Below are 16,560 nucleotides of genomic sequence, written 5' to 3'. Positions count from 1 at the left end.
TGCAGGGGATAGGGATGAATATGATTAATAAAATACCCCCTCAGAAATTTTTTATTGAAAACAAAAATATCGTTAATTTTGGACTGCCTTTAGAGTGTAAGACCCGGCTTAAACCCTTGGTATTGCTTTTGTGGATGATGACACCACTTATGGTTTCAGCGTCGAATATGCCTGCTCCTGCGGAAACAGAACCATTTGAGTTTGATAACAGTATGTTGATCGGTGCGGCTAAAAACCAGAATATTCTTGCTCGTTTTGATAAAGCGGATTCGGTTGCGCCTGGAGAGTATCAGGTAGATATTTTCATCAACGGAAATTTTTATAATCGTCAGGCGGTATTGTTTTCTGCAGATAAACAAAACAAGGTTTCTCCCTGTTTTTCGCGCGAGCAGCTTATTGCTATTGGCATTATGCCAGGGAGCATTCAGGCCAAAGATGATCATGATACCTGCTTGCGGGTGACTGAACAGGTTCAGGGGACCAGCGCTCAATTTGATTTTTCCCAGCTGCGTCTGAATATACTTATTCCGCAGGCGCAGATGATGCATACGGCGCGCGGGGCGGTGCCTCTGGAGAGTCTTACCGCCGGTGATAGCGTATTTTTTACCAACTATGACACCAACTTTTATCGTACCCAGGCAAGCGGTAATTACAACAGCGATTCGACTTATCTTGGGCTTAATTCCGGGATAAATATGGGGTTATGGCAACTTCGCCAGCTATCAAATTATACCCGCTATTCCACGAACAATGGCCCGGACAGCAGTCATTGGAAATCGGTCAGAACCTATGTTCAGCATCCCATCCCGGCAATCAATAGTGAATTGACGTTGGGTGACAGCTACACCTCCGGCAACTTTTTCAGCAGTCTTGGCTTTCTTGGTATCCAACTGGAAACCGACGATCGCATGATTCCGGAATCTCAACGTGGCTATGCGCCGACAATTCGTGGTATTGCCTCGACAACGGCTAAGGTCACGGTTAGCCAGTCGGGCACGCAAATCTATCAGACAACTGTCGCACCTGGTGCCTTTGTCATCGACGATCTTTATCCGACCAGCTACGAAGGTGATTTGGTGGTCGAAGTTCAGGAAGCGGATGGCCGCGTGTCGTCATTTACCGTTCCCTTTGCGGCCGTACCCGGCTCAATGCGGCCTGGTCGTTCGCACATCAGTCTGTCGGCAGGTCAGGTGCGAGATATTGGCGATAGCGACGATATGTTCGCCGATGCCACCTGGCAGACCGGCCTGACTAACGCCATCACCGCTAACTCGGGGGTGCGTATTTCCGATGGCTATCAGGCTTTACTGGGCGGCGCTGTCTTTGCGAGTGAACTCGGCGCGTTTGGTGTCAACGCCGTTTATTCCCGGGCCAATATGTTTGGCAACTACCTGACAGGTTGGCGATTTGGTGCCAACTATAGCCGTACGTTTGTACCGACATCCACAACGCTGGCCCTGGCGGGTTATCGATATTCAACTGAAGGATATCGCGACTTAACCGACGTATTGGGGGTTCGTAGTGCGGCGAATAGCGACAGTACCTGGACGTCAAGCACCTACGAACAGAGAAACCAGTTCGTTGTGACATTAAGTCAGGGGCTTGGTCAGCTTGGGCAGACCTATATTTCAGGTTCAACCACTACCTACCATGGCGGGCGTGGTCGCGATACGCAGTATCAGGTGGGTTATTCCAATCATTATAACTCGCTCAGTTACAACCTTTCGTTGAGTCGGCAGCAGACAGGACGTACGCGGTATGGTGTACAAAGTACAGACGTTAATGATGGCGGTGGTGTCAGTAACAGTCGCACTGAGAATGTATACATGTTTTCTGTCTCTCTCCCGTTGGGGGCGGGATCGCGTTCGCCGATTCTGACGTCAGGATATAGCCATCAGTCAGACAATGGCGGCCACGATAGCTATCAATCGTCGCTGACGGGTACCCTTGGGGAGTCGCAAAACACCGCTTATAGCCTTAATGCCGCTTACGATAACGGCGGTAGCGGCAGCAGCGCGGGCGCCAGTCTCACTCAGCAACTGCCTTTTGCAACCATCGGAGGGAGTCTCTCGCACGGCAAAGATTACACCCAGTATGGCGCGAGCGCGCGTGGCGCGGTGGTGGCTCACGCGGGCGGCGTAACGCCGGGGCCATATTTATCCGATACCTTTGCATTAGTTGAAGCGAAGGGGGCCAGCGGTGCCCTGGTGGGGGGAGGTATGGGAGCGACGATTAACGATTCCGGTTATGCGCTTGTTCCTTCGGTGATTCCCTACACCTTTAACGATATTACCCTGGATGCCAAAGGGATCAGTAATCCCAACGCAGAACTGGTCGACAACCAGCAACGTGTAGCGCCTTATTCTGGAGCAATGGTGAAAGTGCACTTCAGAACGCTTGAAGGCTATGCCCTTTTAATCAAACTTGCGCCGGGAGGAGGGGAGCCGTTACCGCTTGGTGCAGAGGTTTACGATAGCAAAAATCGGGTTATTGGCCTTGTGGGGCAGGGTAATCAAATTTATGCGCGAGCATCCAGCCGACAAGGCACGTTAAAGATCAAATTGGGAGATGCCGCTGGCGGGCAGTGCCTTTTGAACTACGACCTTCGTGGCCAGGAAATGAATAAGTCAATGTATCACCTGACGCTGCCGTGTCGCCGGAATTAATGTGAGTAACAGCGAATGAAAAAGTATCTCTCTATACCAATACTGCTGGTCGTTGGGATTGGCTTGCCGCAGCTCTCCTGGGCAATGTGCTACCGTATTACCGGGACGAATACAAACTCGGCCTCAAACTATTATACCGAGCCGGGGAAAGGGACGGCGGCCTCCTGGGATGGGATGCCGGATGGCGCTGGCTCTATAGGGACGCTGCCTACCGTGGTGAATATCAATAACAGCGCTTTTCAGCCAGACGGCACGCTGTTAGCCACGGGGATTGTTCCGATGGTCGGGAACCAGGTCTATAACCCGGAGCAGATCCTGTTTCGCTGCCAGGCTGCTGATATTAATAATCTTTATGAATATTACGCGACCAACGGTGATTCAACTTATGCGGGTCACGTGGAGGTAGGGACGGCTGCGGGTTTACCGCAAAGCTACCAGACTTATGTCCCCGGAATGGCGCTGCGCGCAACCAATATGCTGACGGGGGAGTATTACAGCCGTTACTGGAAGGCTCGGCAGCTCACCAATCTTGATACAGATTCTCAGGGTTGGCTTTTAGTGAAAGCGAAAAATTTCAGTAATACCAAAGTGGAGCTGTTTCGCCTCAGCACCAGCGCAGGCGGGTGGGGAGCCACCAGTACCGGCATTTATCCCCAATCGCAACCGGCTACTTATATCGCTTTTAAGGGGCCGGGATTTTCTAACGGTTTGAGCGTAGGCGCTGATTCTAACTCGCAATATGATGGCTGGTATGGCTACTGGCCGGGGGGCGTTAACCTCTATAACCGTCTGTATATCCGCCGCTCTGCGACCTGTGTTGTCAATAATGTGACGCCATTAGTCCTCTTCCCGACGATTTCTGTTTCCCAACTGCAGGCGGGGGCAACAGTACGACAGCCCATTAATATTTCATTTAATTGCCAGACAGGGAGCCCGGCTAACAGCGGGGTGACATCATTCACGAGTGGTGTCGCGGTAAATCAGACCGCAATGGGTATTCTGGTTAATCCGGGTAATGCCGCGACGGCAACGTCATTAGGCCTGACAACAGGCTCTGGCGTCACTTATTTGGTTTCAGATAACTACGGTACGGATCCTTCGGTCGCTACCGGGGTAGGGATTCAGATAAGCAGAACCAACGGAACGCCGCTTAATTTACTCAGTTCGTTAAGTGGTTCGGTATTGGGTGGAAACGCGGCGGGCTGGTATCCGCTTCTGGATGATGCCGTAGGCGGGAGTGTGGTGAGCGGCGTGACGACCTATTCCAAAACGTTAAATGCGACCCTAAAAGCGTTACCTGGAAAGACGGTTACCGCAGGTAAAGTGAGCGCAACCGCGCAAGTAATTATTCAGGTGCAGTAATGAACAAAATAAGTATAACGGTTGCGGGGGTGTTGCTGCTATTGCTGAGTCAGCTGGCGTTAGCCGGCGTGATGGTGGAATCGTCTCGGGTGGTCTTTTCCGCTGCTGACCCTGAGCGTTCGCTGATGCTATTCAATAGTAATGCATACCCGGTTATCGTCCAGAGCTGGGTTGATGATGGCTCACCAGACGGTACGCCAGAAAAAGCGGTCAACTCACCGGTTATGCCGCTGCCCGGTATTTTTCGTCTCGAGCCTGGAGAGAGGAAAAGTCTACGATTACTGGCGACACAGATGCCGTTACCTACCGACCGTGAGATGTTGTACTGGCTTAATATCTATGAAATTCCGCCAGCGGATGCCCACCTGCCGAAAGAGGCGATGTTGGTAAAAGTTGCGGTACGCTTACAGTTGAAACTGTTCTGCCGTCCCGCTCATCTCGAATTGTCCGTCGATGATGTGGCGGAGAAACAGCAGTTCAGCATTATCCGACAACCCGGCTCGCTGGCGCTGAAAGTGATAAATCCTACGCCGTATTACGCTACTTTTGACCGCGCCGAGGTGACAGATGGCACCAAATCACAGCAGGTAAATATTGGTATGTTGGCGCCCTTTGCCAGTAAAACGCTGCTGCTCAATGGGAATCTGATCGCCTTGCCAAAAAGAATCCATTTTCTACTGATAAATGATGATGGGAATCGTGTAGAGAGGAATGACTCCCTATGAGAGATGCTTTTGTTGTATCGCATATCTCCAGGTTTTTTACGCGTTGTTAAAGAATCGACTGTGGCCACTCTGATTGGATACAGAGTAATCATGTCCTGATGAAGATTGAATACTCTATTGTCGTCGAATATTCATTCGACTCGGCGATATAAAAAAGACGCTCGCGGGTTGAGGATTCAACTCTGCTGAGGATGGGTTTAATTAAGTTTTGGCATAAGTAATGATTAATATTGTTATCAAAGATTCAGATGTGTTATTTCAGCGTGGGCTGACCTGGTTTTTCAGTGATTTCTTTTCCAATGAGCAGATGAAAATTGAATTCAATTATAGCCTCACGTCCGAAAGTGTTAAAGTGGCTGACATCATTGTCCTTTCCTTGTGTCCCGGAGAGTGTTTTATTTGTTTACCTGAATTACAGCTACGCAAAAAGGGGATTGTGATTGGCTTTATTGATGATGAAACACGAGTTTCAGCTCAGCGTTCCTGTTTTCAGGATATTATCTTTATTCCTCGCCGGGCGCCCGTGACGCAGGTACGCACAGCATTCAATTCGGCCTGGCGGAGAGTACAGCATGAAGGCTATCGCCAGTCATCGGTCTCATGTTTTGACTGTCGGCAGCAAACCCTAACCGCTCAGCAACTTCGTATCATGATCGGTTTATACAAGGGGATGTCGGTTATGCAAATTGCAGGCGAGTTAGTGATTAGCGATAAAACAGTATTCACGCATAAATATCGCGCTATGCGGAAATTTAATTTGCGCAGCGATTACGAGTTAATGCGACTACTTGATGAAATGGGAAACAGGAATGATTGGCAAAATATGTCCATGAATATATAAAACCATCGTATAAAGAGAGTAGTAGGTTGCCGTTGAGTTTTTCGCTTAGGGCTATAATGCGGTTGTTGTCGGGAGTATCAGTAAGCCGAGAGAGGGGATGGAGAGGCGTTGTACTTCGGATTCGGATGTCGGTAACGGCGATAGAGGGGGGCTTCTATACACTTTCCCTCCCAAATCCACACGCCAGGAAGTCGTTTTCCAGACAAACCCGCTGAATCAAAAGCAAAAAGCCTGCTGAGTTTCCTGAGCAGGCTTTTCTAAATTTGGCTCCTCTGACTGGGATCGCCTTAGCCATTAACTGGCTGACGATTAAGCTAAATCATAAATCTGGTTCTGTCAAGACCACCAAAATGACCACCTATTTTGATCATGTAAGCATTCAATTAGTTAGCTTAATAGGTTCAAAGATTCTATGTATTCTTAGCATGACAAGACTTGTTCTGGTATACAGACTGATACTATTGTAATGACTGTATAAGATACTATATTTGGGCCTTTCCTGTTTTGTCTGAATGATGTACGATATGTAAATATATTTTTAATATTGTAACACTCTCTCTGAAGAATAAACCGAAGTTTTTAAAATATATGGTTAACAAAATAATAGTTTCTTATGAGTATTGCTGTTGCTATGGGTATTTGTAGCAACAGCTTCGTTATAGTAAATATTAATGTCACTATTGAGTTAAATCGCAAATATTCCAACCTGCAAGCTCATGCTTTGAAATATGTTCAGCCGGAAACCCTGATTTATTCATTGCAATACACAATAAGTATTTAGGTCTTGTGAGTGCAACATATATTTGCTTCATAAATTTCTTTTTTCTGGCTTCTGTCGGTTGTGTTAGATTTTCTAAAAGAATGTAGTCAATTAAGGTTGTTATATCATTAGTATGATATTTTGTTTCTAGAAGTAAAGTTGCAGCATGCGTCTCCCCTTTTACAGAATGAATTGTTGCAATTTGATTCTCTATAACCCTTCCCTCAATTTCAAAAGAGATAATATTTCTAGTTGGACTATCAAGGGTTTCATTTATTAGATTACGCTCAAAAGATAAAAAGATGTGATTTCGATTAGATATATTAATACCTAAGTAAGACAATAACAAGACAACAGAATCCCCCAAGTTTCTTCAGATATTTCATTAGTCATTAAGCTCATAACTAACAAATTGAAATCAACAAAAAGTGAAGATAATTTAAGGTGCTTTTTTATGTTTGCAACTGATATATCAGATTGTGAACCATCTTGCATTGTGATCTTAACATTAGATACTCTCCCAAAATGAATAATGCCATCAAGGATTGTACGGTAAGATTCACTGTTACGATTTTGTTGGCGGGCAACATATATATATTGAATTAACTTAGTGTTTTTGAATCCTACCGTAGAATCAGTTTTTTCAAAACTCTCATAATAACTGCAAATCGTTAAAGAGTTTTCACTTCTTTTACCAATTGCACCAACAGATTTTATTGGATATTCACAGTTAATCGGAACTGCTTGCGAGCATAAATTAGCGAAACGCTCAAATACATTAGTGCGAGAACTATCATCAACAAGAAATATTGTATGTAGTGATTGATTAGGATGAGAGATTTCTGATGTTAAATTTATGCGATTATAACTTAGATTTCTAGCAATTGATGCGATAGCGCTATTAAAGCGATGACTATTCTGTACTTTTTCTAACTCTGCTTGATTATAGGTTTGGTTCTCTTCCTCATTAGTCCCATAAATAGCTTGGTCAGGATCGCCAAATCGTTGCATCTTAACTTGAATATTATCATTTCTAAATATCGTGTTTAAAAATTCATCTTGAAATTTTTGGGTGTCTTGCATTTCGTCGATAAAAACGATGGGGAAACGAGATTGAATCGCTTTTATAATATCAGAGTTATGGTAGATATACTCTTTTGATATTTCATACATTTCGTGATAAAAGAAATAACCTTCTGCCATAAGTGTATTTTTTACATTTATCAAATCTTGATAGCTGTTCGACTGTGATTCTCTACGGAAACCAGGGATGTTAAGCTCAAGACATCCATCTATAAATTTATATTGCATATCTTGAATGGATGTTATTCTATTTCTTTCAAGGTAATTTTTCGTTCCTCTATTAAGAAAACTCCAGCCCCTTGCACAACATATTTCATCATCGATATGAGTTATTTTAAATCCTTGAGAACGAAGATAAGGTATTGCAAGAAATTTATTAACGAACTCTTGAATAGTGCCGATGAAATGTGGTGAAGTTAACAACTTTCCACCATGTATACTTGTTTGGAGACGCTCTATAATTTCTTTTTTAGCTACATTAGTATGCGTTAGGACGCATACACCTTGATGTAAACTCATCCATTTTTTTGCAATGATTAACAACTTGGCTGCTACCATTGTTGTTTTTCCGCTACCAGGACAAGCTTGGACATCATTATATGATTGTATTATCTCTCGTCTGGCATCATCAAATGACAAGTTTAACTCTTGCTCTATATCGTTGATGTCCCTTTCACTAATTTCAATGTTCATTCGGCATCTCCTCGTCATCAGAGAACTCTTCGGTCACGTATTCGATGGCTTCTATAATATAAGGAGGTAGCTTAGATCTTAACTCTGAAGGTCGTCCACTATATTTCGATAAGATCTTTGCAAGAAGATAACTCACTTCGCTTTTTCCATCACCTTTATTTTCGATTTGTCCATATAATTGAACAGCCTTTATTTGTGCATTAGTACTAAGATTTTCATAGCCAATAAGGTCACCATGAAGGGCCTCATATAATTCTTCACTTAACCCATATTTGGCAAGGCAAAATTCAAATGTCCAGTCATTTGATATAAATGTTTTAACAAGCTCTCCATCAAACTCGGCTTTACTATTTTTTTTCTGGTTTATTTGTTCTGGCGTCAACTCACTCAGCCAATGTTGAAGGTTTCCCCCTCGGCCGGTGGTTTCATTAGGCTGTATTTTTTGTTTAAACCCATAACTGTTTGAGGTTGTTACCTCCGCTTCATCTGGCCATAGGTCTAAATCAGTAACACACCCAACTTTAATTGGGAGATAAGAAGGGGCCGTTGAAGCGGCGTTAGAACGATAAACTTTAGCGTACCTCTTTCTGGATAAACCATTGACATTAACCAATGACACGGCATAGTCTTCTAGGGGGCGTCCTAGTAATTCAGCTATTTTAGGTATTAACACCATCTCTGCAATACCCTCAACAATCAATATACCTCTTGCAAAAAACATATTTGCCTTAGTTGAGTCTAAGAATTTCTCAAGAAATATATAGTCATCACCACTTAGAGCGGTGCATTCCTTTCTTAAAGGAAATGCCTTTCCATCTTGCATTAAAATTAAGCTTTCCAATGGGGCTTTTGATGAAAGCACTGGACTGTGAGTGGATAGAATACATTGCAGTTTACTATTTTCAGTTCTGAGGTAATTAATGAATTTCAACTGTAGTTGGGGATGAAGATGAGCCTCTGGTTCCTCAACCAGTAAAAGTGAATACTGTTCTTCCTCCTGACGAATTAACATTAGTTCTGTAGCCATAAACAATAGACTGTTGTAACCTAATCCATGCTTAATTCCTGAAGTGTTGAGTTCAAGTGATAATTTCTCTAAAATGGATTTGAGAGCAAACGCTTTCTCCGGGGTGCTCATTTCAGTATACTCTTTACTCCCCAATAAACTTAAAAAAGGTGTAAAGGTATTGGATTTGAATGTTAAAGAGTTCAAGAGAGTTGAAATTTTCTCTTGAGTCATTTGAATAGAAGAGTCATTTTGAATTGCCTGTGTGGCGTGAATTAATAACTCAATAATCCGCTGGGTCGCCTCTTCATCTCCAGCTAAACTGACATTGCTCCCTAAAATCTGGGAGAGCCTTGAGGTTCGCCCTGCTGATAGTTCAACCTCAGCATCGCGTAGCGGTTTTAAATATGTTGTAGCAAGATATTCTCTGATATCTCTTTCTATGATAGGGCCATCATTACTCAAACCAGATCGAATATCCGTCTTGATAAATTGAGTTTTTTTGAATGGATTAATTGTTATGCTTGCTGAGAGATTTACATATAAACAGCTCTTGTTAACATCAGTTGTTACTTCTTCGTTGGTTAAATATTCTAGAAATAACCCTAACTCACGAGTTGACAGATCTTCAAATTTTAATTGAATATATAGTTCATTCTTGCCGCTAAGGAAATCAGTGCTTTTTATACTCACCCATTCTACAGACGTAGTATCAAGAACAATCCGGACTGCATCAATGACGGAACTCTTTCCTGCATTATTTTCACCAACAAGTAGATTAAGTCCTTTATTTAACTTTAAGGAAAAATCTTCGAATTGTCTGAAGTTGTTTATTTTTAGATTTGATAAATACATATTCCCCACCAATGTGTTTTAACTGTGTATAATTTAACTTGCTTTCGGAGTAATCCGTTTTTATATATTGAGATATACGAAAAGATAGCACTGAGAACTGAATCGTCGCAATGTCGAAGATTCAGTTGAGATCAGTTTATCAGCTTTAGTTCTTTGTCAGTTATTCCAGCCGCAACCTCTCCCTAAGTTCTTTCACCAGTGACACATCATCAAGCTCTGCGCTAATCTCATGACGAATAGCATTACTGAACTGTTCACTACGCTCGCAACTATCATGATAACCATGTGACAGCCAGTTCCAGCTCCCGAGAACAATGTAGCGGCCATCGATCATCAGCACCTTTTCATGAGTACCTTCGGTCAGGCGGATAACATTGTCTTTTCCCAGTTGTTCGCGGTACTCAGCAATCAGAGTTTCATCATTATCCTCTGCACGGTCCAGACGTTGATGGTAATACCCGTAATAGACTTTAACGCTGACACCACGCCGCTGTGTTGCCACCAGTTGTGCCAGTTCCGGCCTTTGATATTGTTTACCGCCCCGACGGATCCATGGAGTGATAATAACCAGCTCCTGTTCACACTGGCTCGCCAGAGCACTGAATGCGGCGATATGTTCGCAGTCGCGGTAATAACGCTGCAAACGTGGTGTCTGGCTCAGGCTGGCGAAATTTGGATGCTGACTGCCCTGTTCAAGAATGAAATCTTCAGCAACAGTGTCCGCAAGAACTTTCAGGTATCCACCTGCCTGCCGTAACCGGTGGTGGTTTCCTACTACGATAAACTGCTGTTTTGCGCGCGAAACCACGACATTCAGCATGTTTGGCGCACCGTTCTGAAAATTTGGATTATCAAGGGGATGAAAAATTACCGGGCTGTAAATGATGACCTCAAAGCCCACACCCTGGAACTGATGCACTGTACCAATGCAGTTTTTCTGCCAGTGATTCATACGCTGGGCAAGGCGCTTGATCAGTAATGATTTCTGGTTGCTATAGGGAGTGACGATGCCCACATCGGCAGTCAGATTGTAACCAGCTTCTTCCAGCTTATTCAGCAGTTGCTCAATAGCATCGACTTCATCCAGATTGGTGTTAACCATATCGCCTTTCTGGCCCTCGACGCTGTAGAACATCAAATGATGCCCACCAGACTTCTCAAAGGCGCTGGCAATGCGGTCGGAAGGGGAGGCCGTTTCCACGCTGACGCCTTGATAGCCCGCCAGCCGGATAAAGAGATCGGCAATGGGTTTCTGGCACCGACGATGCTCATCGAGAATAATACCGTTGCCGGTATCATCCACTCGTCCAGAAAGTGTACCTGCCGCGCGGTGCCAGCCTGTAACGCTTGCAGGTGAAACCCGCTCATATAACGTATTATTGTCAGCAAAATGACGTTCGCGCAGTTGTGTTTGCAGGTTTTCTGACAGGTTTCTGATGGGTTCGATTTGCAGAGGATCGCCGACGATCATCGCTTTCTCGCTACGACTCAATAGTGGCACCAGGGATTCAAGCGAAATCATGCCTGCTTCATCGCACAGTGCCAGATGCCAGGGTTTGTGCCCCTTGAGTTCATCAAGTTTACGATAACCCGCCACTTTCCACGCGGAGACCAGTGTGGTTGCCATTACCGGATACACTAGTGACAGTGCACGATAGAATTCATCCAGCTTATCCAGCCAGCGGTAGTAGCCTGCACTGCGGCGATTACTCATCAGAGCCCGCCAGTGAGTCAGCACCTCTTCCAGCTCAATTTTTCGCTTCAGTTGTTCCTGCCAGAGATAGCCGATAGCAGCTTCAAACATTTCCCGGTGCTGCCTGATGAAGCGTTTACGCAAAATGTCACACCAGTTACCTTCGGGGTAATGCTGTTGATACTGCGCTGTAACCTGTTGTGCCCGGATGACCCGCTGCCATTGTTTCCGGAGCGTTGCGATATCAGCACACAGGCTCACCAGATTGTCTTCCTGCTGCTCATCGGGTTCGTCCTGCATGAGCAGTTCCAGCAGGGCCAGATTGTCTGGCTGATGTGACAGCATCTCTCCCGCATCAGCCAGAGCCGCTAGCTGGCGATGGGGCAGGGAAGAAAGACTGAAATGCTGAAAGTCCTCCGGTGCAGCAAGATTCATTTGTTGCAGCCGTGCCGGATATTTTCCCTCGAACAGTCGGGCCAGATGACGCTTTATCCCTTTACGCGGATAGTCGCGGTAATGCAGTTCCAGAGCGGGGCGTAGTGGTGAATCCATCCAGCGCAGTATCTGCGGCAGATTATGTTGCTGTGGCCATGTCGCCTGCAATGTCTGATAAATTCTGCTGGCCTGTAGACGCTGTGCTTTTATCCCGCGAAGTTCCTGCAGGCGTTGTTCCAGCAGGCAGGTTAAGTTGTCCAGGTCGTCGGGATGATGCAGTGAAACGTCAATCCCCAACTGCTGTGCCTGAGCGGCTACCGCGGGCATTTTTGCCATAAAACGAGCCGGGAGCTCTTCTGCGTTTGTGGTGTTCAGATCACAATCCACAACAGACTGTATCGCGGTTGCCTTTTCATTCAGATACGCCCGGTAACAGGCGTTCAACTTGTCGCGATGCCTGAGCAGAACAGCTAAAAAATCGCGCTGGTGTTGTTCGTCATAGCTTTCCTGCCGCCAGCGGCTGATCAGTTGCTCAAGCCGGGTAAGCTCATGCTGAACCTGTTCGTTCGAGCCGCTATGAAACCATAACCAGTCAAGATCCTGGGTTGCAGGGTCACTTCGCAGATCGTCAATGATATTCTCCACCGCTTTTATTGCCGTGGACGTTACCAGCATGCCGAAGTTCTGATCCTTTCCATCAGCAATTGCCAGCGCTCTGGCAACCAGCTGTTGTGCAATGAGTGACTTGAACAGTGTTGTTTTACCCGTACCTGGTGCGCCCTGCACGGCAATCAGGCGCTCATCCTGATTAATGGCCTGTATTGCCGCCATCTGTCCATGACCCAGCGGGTATTGTGTTTCAAACAAGCCACCGGTTACCACTTCGTATATGTCAGGGGCATTCCCGTCATGGTGAATATGGTTGAGATACTGCTCCAGCAGAGGGAAGTCACCAGACGCGTTATTGCACAACCAAGTGAAGTCTTCCGCATCCCGCTTGAGGTTGTAATCCTCATTATGCAACGGAGCAACCAGGGCGTTAAATGCAGTTTCCAGTCCCTGATATTTACGGTTTGATTGCTGAGCAACCCATACCTGGAGAGCCTCAAACGCCTCAAGGAAGGTGTCATATTTACGCCCGGTGAGAGCACTAACGATACTCATCATATGGCGGTTCTCACCCAGTTCATCCAGCTGGATGCCAAACATTTCGCGAAAAGCGAAGGGGAATGCGCTGACCAGTTGTCCGTCTTTAACGGGAACCAACAGTGAGGTATTGCCCTGTTCAAAGAAGGATTTGGGGAGTGGAAAAGAGAACAGTGGCAGGTATTTTACGCTGGCCTTGCCACGCTCATTCTCGATACAGCGCAACACCGGAAACAGCAGATTGACAGGTTCGATATGAGTAATCTCACCCTTTTCACCATACTTAACGAAACGCCTGCGCCAGTTTTCGCGCATTTCTGGCGTAACGCGGAGCACTACGCCGCTCTGGTTTTCTTCACAGTTATCTTCACCGAGCATAAGTTGATGGTGCTCATGCACCTGGCTGGCCGGTATTTTACTCTTTTCCGCACCGCTGAATTTCAAATAATCCTGCCATGCACAGAGGATATCGTTAGAGGAATTTTTCATTATTCTGATAGTGCCTTGCTTAGCTCAACTCCCTGAAATTAATGACAACAGGATAACACAGGCTTGATGGTTTTAACCTGGGCCATATGTCCTTCTCTGTATAGAAATACGATTTTAGTTACAACATCCATGATGGTATATTTGTTCCTAACAGGTCTTTCAGCCTCCAATAGGTAAAGATGCTAAGTCAGGATGAATCAGGGGACGCCACAACATGATTTGGTTATGGTTATCTCTGACCCCAGAGAATCATTACTCGTGTTATCGGTGAACTAATCGGGTATGAAGAATAATTGAGCACCTTGATCTGAACGATGTTTTGCACTTAGCTGACAGCTCAGTGCATTGTCCATAAGGCATCTCTTTAGCAATTTCTTCTTTATCCATTTTTGAGAGTGTAAAAAAACACATAAGACCTCATTGAGTCGGGTAGGTTTTATCTTTATCATCAGTATTTCATCCTCGGCGGAATACCCATTTCTTTGCGGACAGGGTTCTCATGTTTTTTGACATTATTCATTTGCCCTGGTCCGTTATCTTTTTCGCCCATTGCATGCCCCATTTTATGGACGATAACTACACTTAATGGTGTAGGTGTCAGTTTACATACTTTACCTTTTCCTTGATATTGGCATGAGGCATGGTCAGAATCTTTTTCAATATAGAAAATATATTTGGAGGGATCATAGCACGTATGCTCCATAACCCGTTCAGGTGGGAAGGTCACGTTCGCTTCCTGCTGAAATTTCTCCGCCAGCGTGGGGCGAACTGTTTTTGTCAGCCCTATGGTTTCTATTTTGGAATAATTCATTTTGATATTTTTATTCAATAGAATCGGCCCATTTTTTTTCCCTGATACTCATTTCTATCATATGCAATGTAATAGGGCGGTAATTTGCATATATTCCATCCACTTTCTCTTTTATATTTAGAAAATGTTTTCTTGCAATAGCATTAAATTTAAAGAATAATAATGTGTTAAGCTTGTCTATGTGTTTGACATCTTGGGAATATTCAGTAGGGAAGTATTTGTCGAATTTAAAAGATGACATGTCAACATTAAATTCTCTTTGAAGAATTTCTAAAATATTTTCAGCAGTGTCGCCAAATAAATCCAAGTCATGAAATAATCTTGTGTCATATGTAAGTAGAGCGATCTCCTTTTCAGAAAATCTGGCTGTTTTTAAAAAATAGATTATTATCGGACCGAGTTGTCTTGAATGCGGATTCATAATTTGTATCTCATTCATCTCGTGCACTTAATCATCGCAATTACTAGCATCATAAAACTGATATAGAGTAATAGCAGTTCCCACATATGGTATTGCTTTAGCTACTCGTCTTCCTCCATTGCGGAGAACTCTTGTGGTCTCCTTATTGATAACTTTGTTTTTATAAGCATTATGAACCGTCTTGCTGTAAACGGATGTTTTATTTCCTGATGGCCCACCACCGGCGATACCACCACGAGGTCTATTCTCAAACCCACCAAAAGTTCCAACTGCTGCTCCACTTGCTGCATTTCCTGCTTGGCCAAACGCAGTATCTGCGTCAGGGTCTTTACAGTGTTCTTCTTTCCATTGATCTAATGCATAATCGAATACTAAACCACATGCTAATCCAACCAAAATAGGAACGAATAACCCCAATGGGTCAATATCAGTTATCGGATCTAACGGATACTGATATAAATTCCACCCGCCCAGCAATCCAATTGGGTCCTGCGTGGTATACCTACCCTGTAACGGATCATAGTAACGATGGCGGTTATAATACAGACCCGTTTCTGCATCATATTGCAGCCCCGGCAGACGAATGAGCTGTTTCAGATTGTGCGGGTTATTCTCACTGAGCATATTACCCCATGCATCATATTCTGCTGACCAGTCGATTTTTCCGTCGCTGTAATTCATCTGCCAGTCGTTGTTTTCCCCGGTTTCCATCCCGGTAATGATGCCGTGGAGATAGCGCTGTGGGGTGTTACCCTGCCAGATGGTCAGCGTGGCGTTTTTCTCGAGAAAACTGACGGCGGTGAGGCCGGACCGGTCGCTGGCAATATCAACACTGAGAAGAAAAGGCGTGGAGAGATTCTGGTAGAGGGTAAAGCTGACGACAGCTGTTGCCGTCGGCGTTAATCCGTCCACATCCAGCGTAAAACGCAGGCCTTTTTGAGACATAAATCCCCCTCTTATACGTGACAATACTGCCAGTGAATGCCAGAACAGAAATGGTAGATATATAAGTAATATGAAACATTAGAGGTTTTTTTTAACTGATTTTTTTGACGAAAGTCTCTTTTATTAAAAGGCGTTATAAATTAATTATTATTTTCCAAATAATTAATATTTACCGTGGATGACTTTGCTGGCATAAATAAAATTTACTAATGATACATCCGTTATTTTGCTGCTCTCATAGAGTGGCAATAGTCTGTTAATTTGAAAAATAGATGTTGGGATGGCTACGCTGATCACTCACAGAGGAAATATGGAGTGGTAATTCATTAAAAATGACAAAATTTTCAAAGCAAAATTCAGTTTCTTCTTTCAGTATTCGCATACAGAATGTAATTTCCTGCCTGCATTCTGTTGTCTGCGGACGACGCCCTTTGCTTCATGGCCTGAAAGAAGCACCTGAATTATTCAGGATGGCTATTCCCTTTACCGGTGCAAACCTCGTAACACGCCGGGTCACAGAAAGTGTGGCAGAGGTCATTTCTTCACTTCTGATGACCGCCCTACCAGGCGGGCTGCGGGCTGCATTGCCGTCAGGCTTTGCTGCCGCGTGGCCGTAAACCTGCACCAGA

The 16,560-nt window shown here is 44.7% G+C and carries 11 protein-coding genes and 3 pseudogenes; 5 read left to right on the top strand and 9 right to left on the bottom strand.

Translation table 11 applies throughout. The features are described 5' to 3' along the window. The first annotated feature begins 14 nt into the window (after window positions 1-14). The 4 genes from K7B04_RS20785 to K7B04_RS20770 all read left to right on the top strand — a co-directional run bounded on the left by K7B04_RS20785 (window position 15) and on the right by K7B04_RS20770 (window position 5,594). On the top strand, window positions 15-2,666 hold the full coding sequence (locus K7B04_RS20785) for a fimbria/pilus outer membrane usher protein (RefSeq protein WP_223802923.1): 2,652 nt from the start codon (window positions 15-17) through the stop codon (window positions 2,664-2,666). 15 nt (window positions 2,667-2,681) lie between these two features. Beyond that, window positions 2,682-4,028: a fimbrial protein gene (locus K7B04_RS20780; protein WP_223802922.1), complete on the top strand. Its 1,347-nt coding sequence runs from the start codon at window positions 2,682-2,684 to the stop codon at window positions 4,026-4,028. Next, window positions 4,028-4,753, top strand: a complete 726-nt coding sequence (locus K7B04_RS20775; protein WP_223802921.1) for a molecular chaperone — start codon at window positions 4,028-4,030, stop codon at window positions 4,751-4,753. Before K7B04_RS20780 ends, K7B04_RS20775 begins: the two co-directional genes overlap by 1 nt. 220 nt (window positions 4,754-4,973) lie before the next feature. Beyond that, on the top strand, window positions 4,974-5,594 hold the full coding sequence (locus K7B04_RS20770) for a LuxR C-terminal-related transcriptional regulator (RefSeq protein WP_167575506.1): 621 nt from the start codon (window positions 4,974-4,976) through the stop codon (window positions 5,592-5,594). Between the two features lie 154 nt (window positions 5,595-5,748). Here the strand turns inward: K7B04_RS20770 and K7B04_RS20765 are convergent. The 9 genes and pseudogenes from K7B04_RS20765 to K7B04_RS24555 all read right to left on the bottom strand — a co-directional run. Next, a pseudogene (locus K7B04_RS20765) lies at window positions 5,749-5,952 on the bottom strand (hypothetical protein). A gap of 319 nt (window positions 5,953-6,271) precedes the next feature. Further along, entirely contained in the window at window positions 6,272-6,703 is a 432-nt protein-coding gene (locus K7B04_RS20760; RefSeq protein ID WP_223802920.1) for a hypothetical protein, read from the bottom strand. Beyond that, entirely contained in the window at window positions 6,685-8,130 is a 1,446-nt protein-coding gene (locus K7B04_RS20755) for a UvrD-helicase domain-containing protein (protein ID WP_223802919.1), read from the bottom strand. Before K7B04_RS20755 ends, K7B04_RS20760 begins: the two co-directional genes overlap by 19 nt. Further along, entirely contained in the window at window positions 8,120-9,991 is a 1,872-nt protein-coding gene (locus tag K7B04_RS20750) for an AAA family ATPase (RefSeq protein WP_167575508.1), read from the bottom strand. The genes K7B04_RS20755 and K7B04_RS20750 overlap by 11 nt, the downstream gene beginning before the upstream one ends. A 160-nt stretch (window positions 9,992-10,151) precedes the next feature. Further along, complete coding sequence (locus K7B04_RS20745) at window positions 10,152-13,754, bottom strand: AAA domain-containing protein (RefSeq protein WP_167575509.1); 3,603 nt, start codon at window positions 13,752-13,754, stop codon at window positions 10,152-10,154. Window positions 13,755-14,202: 448 nt separating this feature from the next. Next, window positions 14,203-14,583 carry a hypothetical protein gene (locus tag K7B04_RS20740; protein WP_223802918.1) on the bottom strand — a complete coding sequence of 127 codons (381 nt, stop codon included), beginning with the start codon at window positions 14,581-14,583 and terminating at the stop codon, window positions 14,203-14,205. Beyond that, window positions 14,576-14,986, bottom strand: coding sequence for a DUF1493 family protein (locus tag K7B04_RS20735; RefSeq protein WP_167575510.1), 411 nt, complete (start codon window positions 14,984-14,986; stop codon window positions 14,576-14,578). Before K7B04_RS20735 ends, K7B04_RS20740 begins: the two co-directional genes overlap by 8 nt. Window positions 14,987-15,394: 408 nt before the next feature. After that, a pseudogene (locus tag K7B04_RS20730) lies at window positions 15,395-15,634 on the bottom strand (RHS repeat-associated core domain-containing protein); the annotation flags it as partial. A 36-nt stretch (window positions 15,635-15,670) separates the two neighbouring features. Continuing rightward, window positions 15,671-15,931 (bottom strand): annotated as a pseudogene (locus tag K7B04_RS24555) (contractile injection system protein, VgrG/Pvc8 family); the annotation flags it as partial. 332 nt (window positions 15,932-16,263) lie between these two features. Here K7B04_RS24555 and K7B04_RS20725 point away from each other — a divergent pair. Then, window positions 16,264-16,548, top strand: a complete 285-nt coding sequence (locus K7B04_RS20725; protein ID WP_163449321.1) for a hypothetical protein — start codon at window positions 16,264-16,266, stop codon at window positions 16,546-16,548. Window positions 16,549-16,560 lie beyond the last annotated feature (12 nt).

It is taken from the genome of Kluyvera sp. CRP (assembly GCF_019930565.1).
Taxonomy (GTDB): Bacteria; Pseudomonadota; Gammaproteobacteria; order Enterobacterales; family Enterobacteriaceae; genus Kluyvera; species Kluyvera georgiana_A.
This window is presented reverse-complemented; position numbering and strand designations above follow the sequence as displayed.

What these genes read in the sequence shown, in the direction of transcription:
- K7B04_RS20785 (WP_223802923.1), top strand. Translation starts at nt 15, where the DNA reads ATGAATATGATTAATAAAATACCCCCTCAGAAATTTTTTATTGAAAAC.
- K7B04_RS20780 (WP_223802922.1), top strand. Translation starts at nt 2,682, where the DNA reads ATGAAAAAGTATCTCTCTATACCAATACTGCTGGTCGTTGGGATTGGC.
- K7B04_RS20775 (WP_223802921.1), top strand. Translation starts at nt 4,028, where the DNA reads ATGAACAAAATAAGTATAACGGTTGCGGGGGTGTTGCTGCTATTGCTG.
- K7B04_RS20770 (WP_167575506.1), top strand. Translation starts at nt 4,974, where the DNA reads ATGATTAATATTGTTATCAAAGATTCAGATGTGTTATTTCAGCGTGGG.
- K7B04_RS20755 (WP_223802919.1), bottom strand. Translation starts at nt 8,130, where the DNA reads ATGAACATTGAAATTAGTGAAAGGGACATCAACGATATAGAGCAAGAG.
- K7B04_RS20750 (WP_167575508.1), bottom strand. Translation starts at nt 9,991, where the DNA reads ATGTATTTATCAAATCTAAAAATAAACAACTTCAGACAATTCGAAGAT.
- K7B04_RS20745 (WP_167575509.1), bottom strand. Translation starts at nt 13,754, where the DNA reads ATGAAAAATTCCTCTAACGATATCCTCTGTGCATGGCAGGATTATTTG.
- K7B04_RS20735 (WP_167575510.1), bottom strand. Translation starts at nt 14,986, where the DNA reads ATGAATCCGCATTCAAGACAACTCGGTCCGATAATAATCTATTTTTTA.
- K7B04_RS20725 (WP_163449321.1), top strand. Translation starts at nt 16,264, where the DNA reads ATGACAAAATTTTCAAAGCAAAATTCAGTTTCTTCTTTCAGTATTCGC.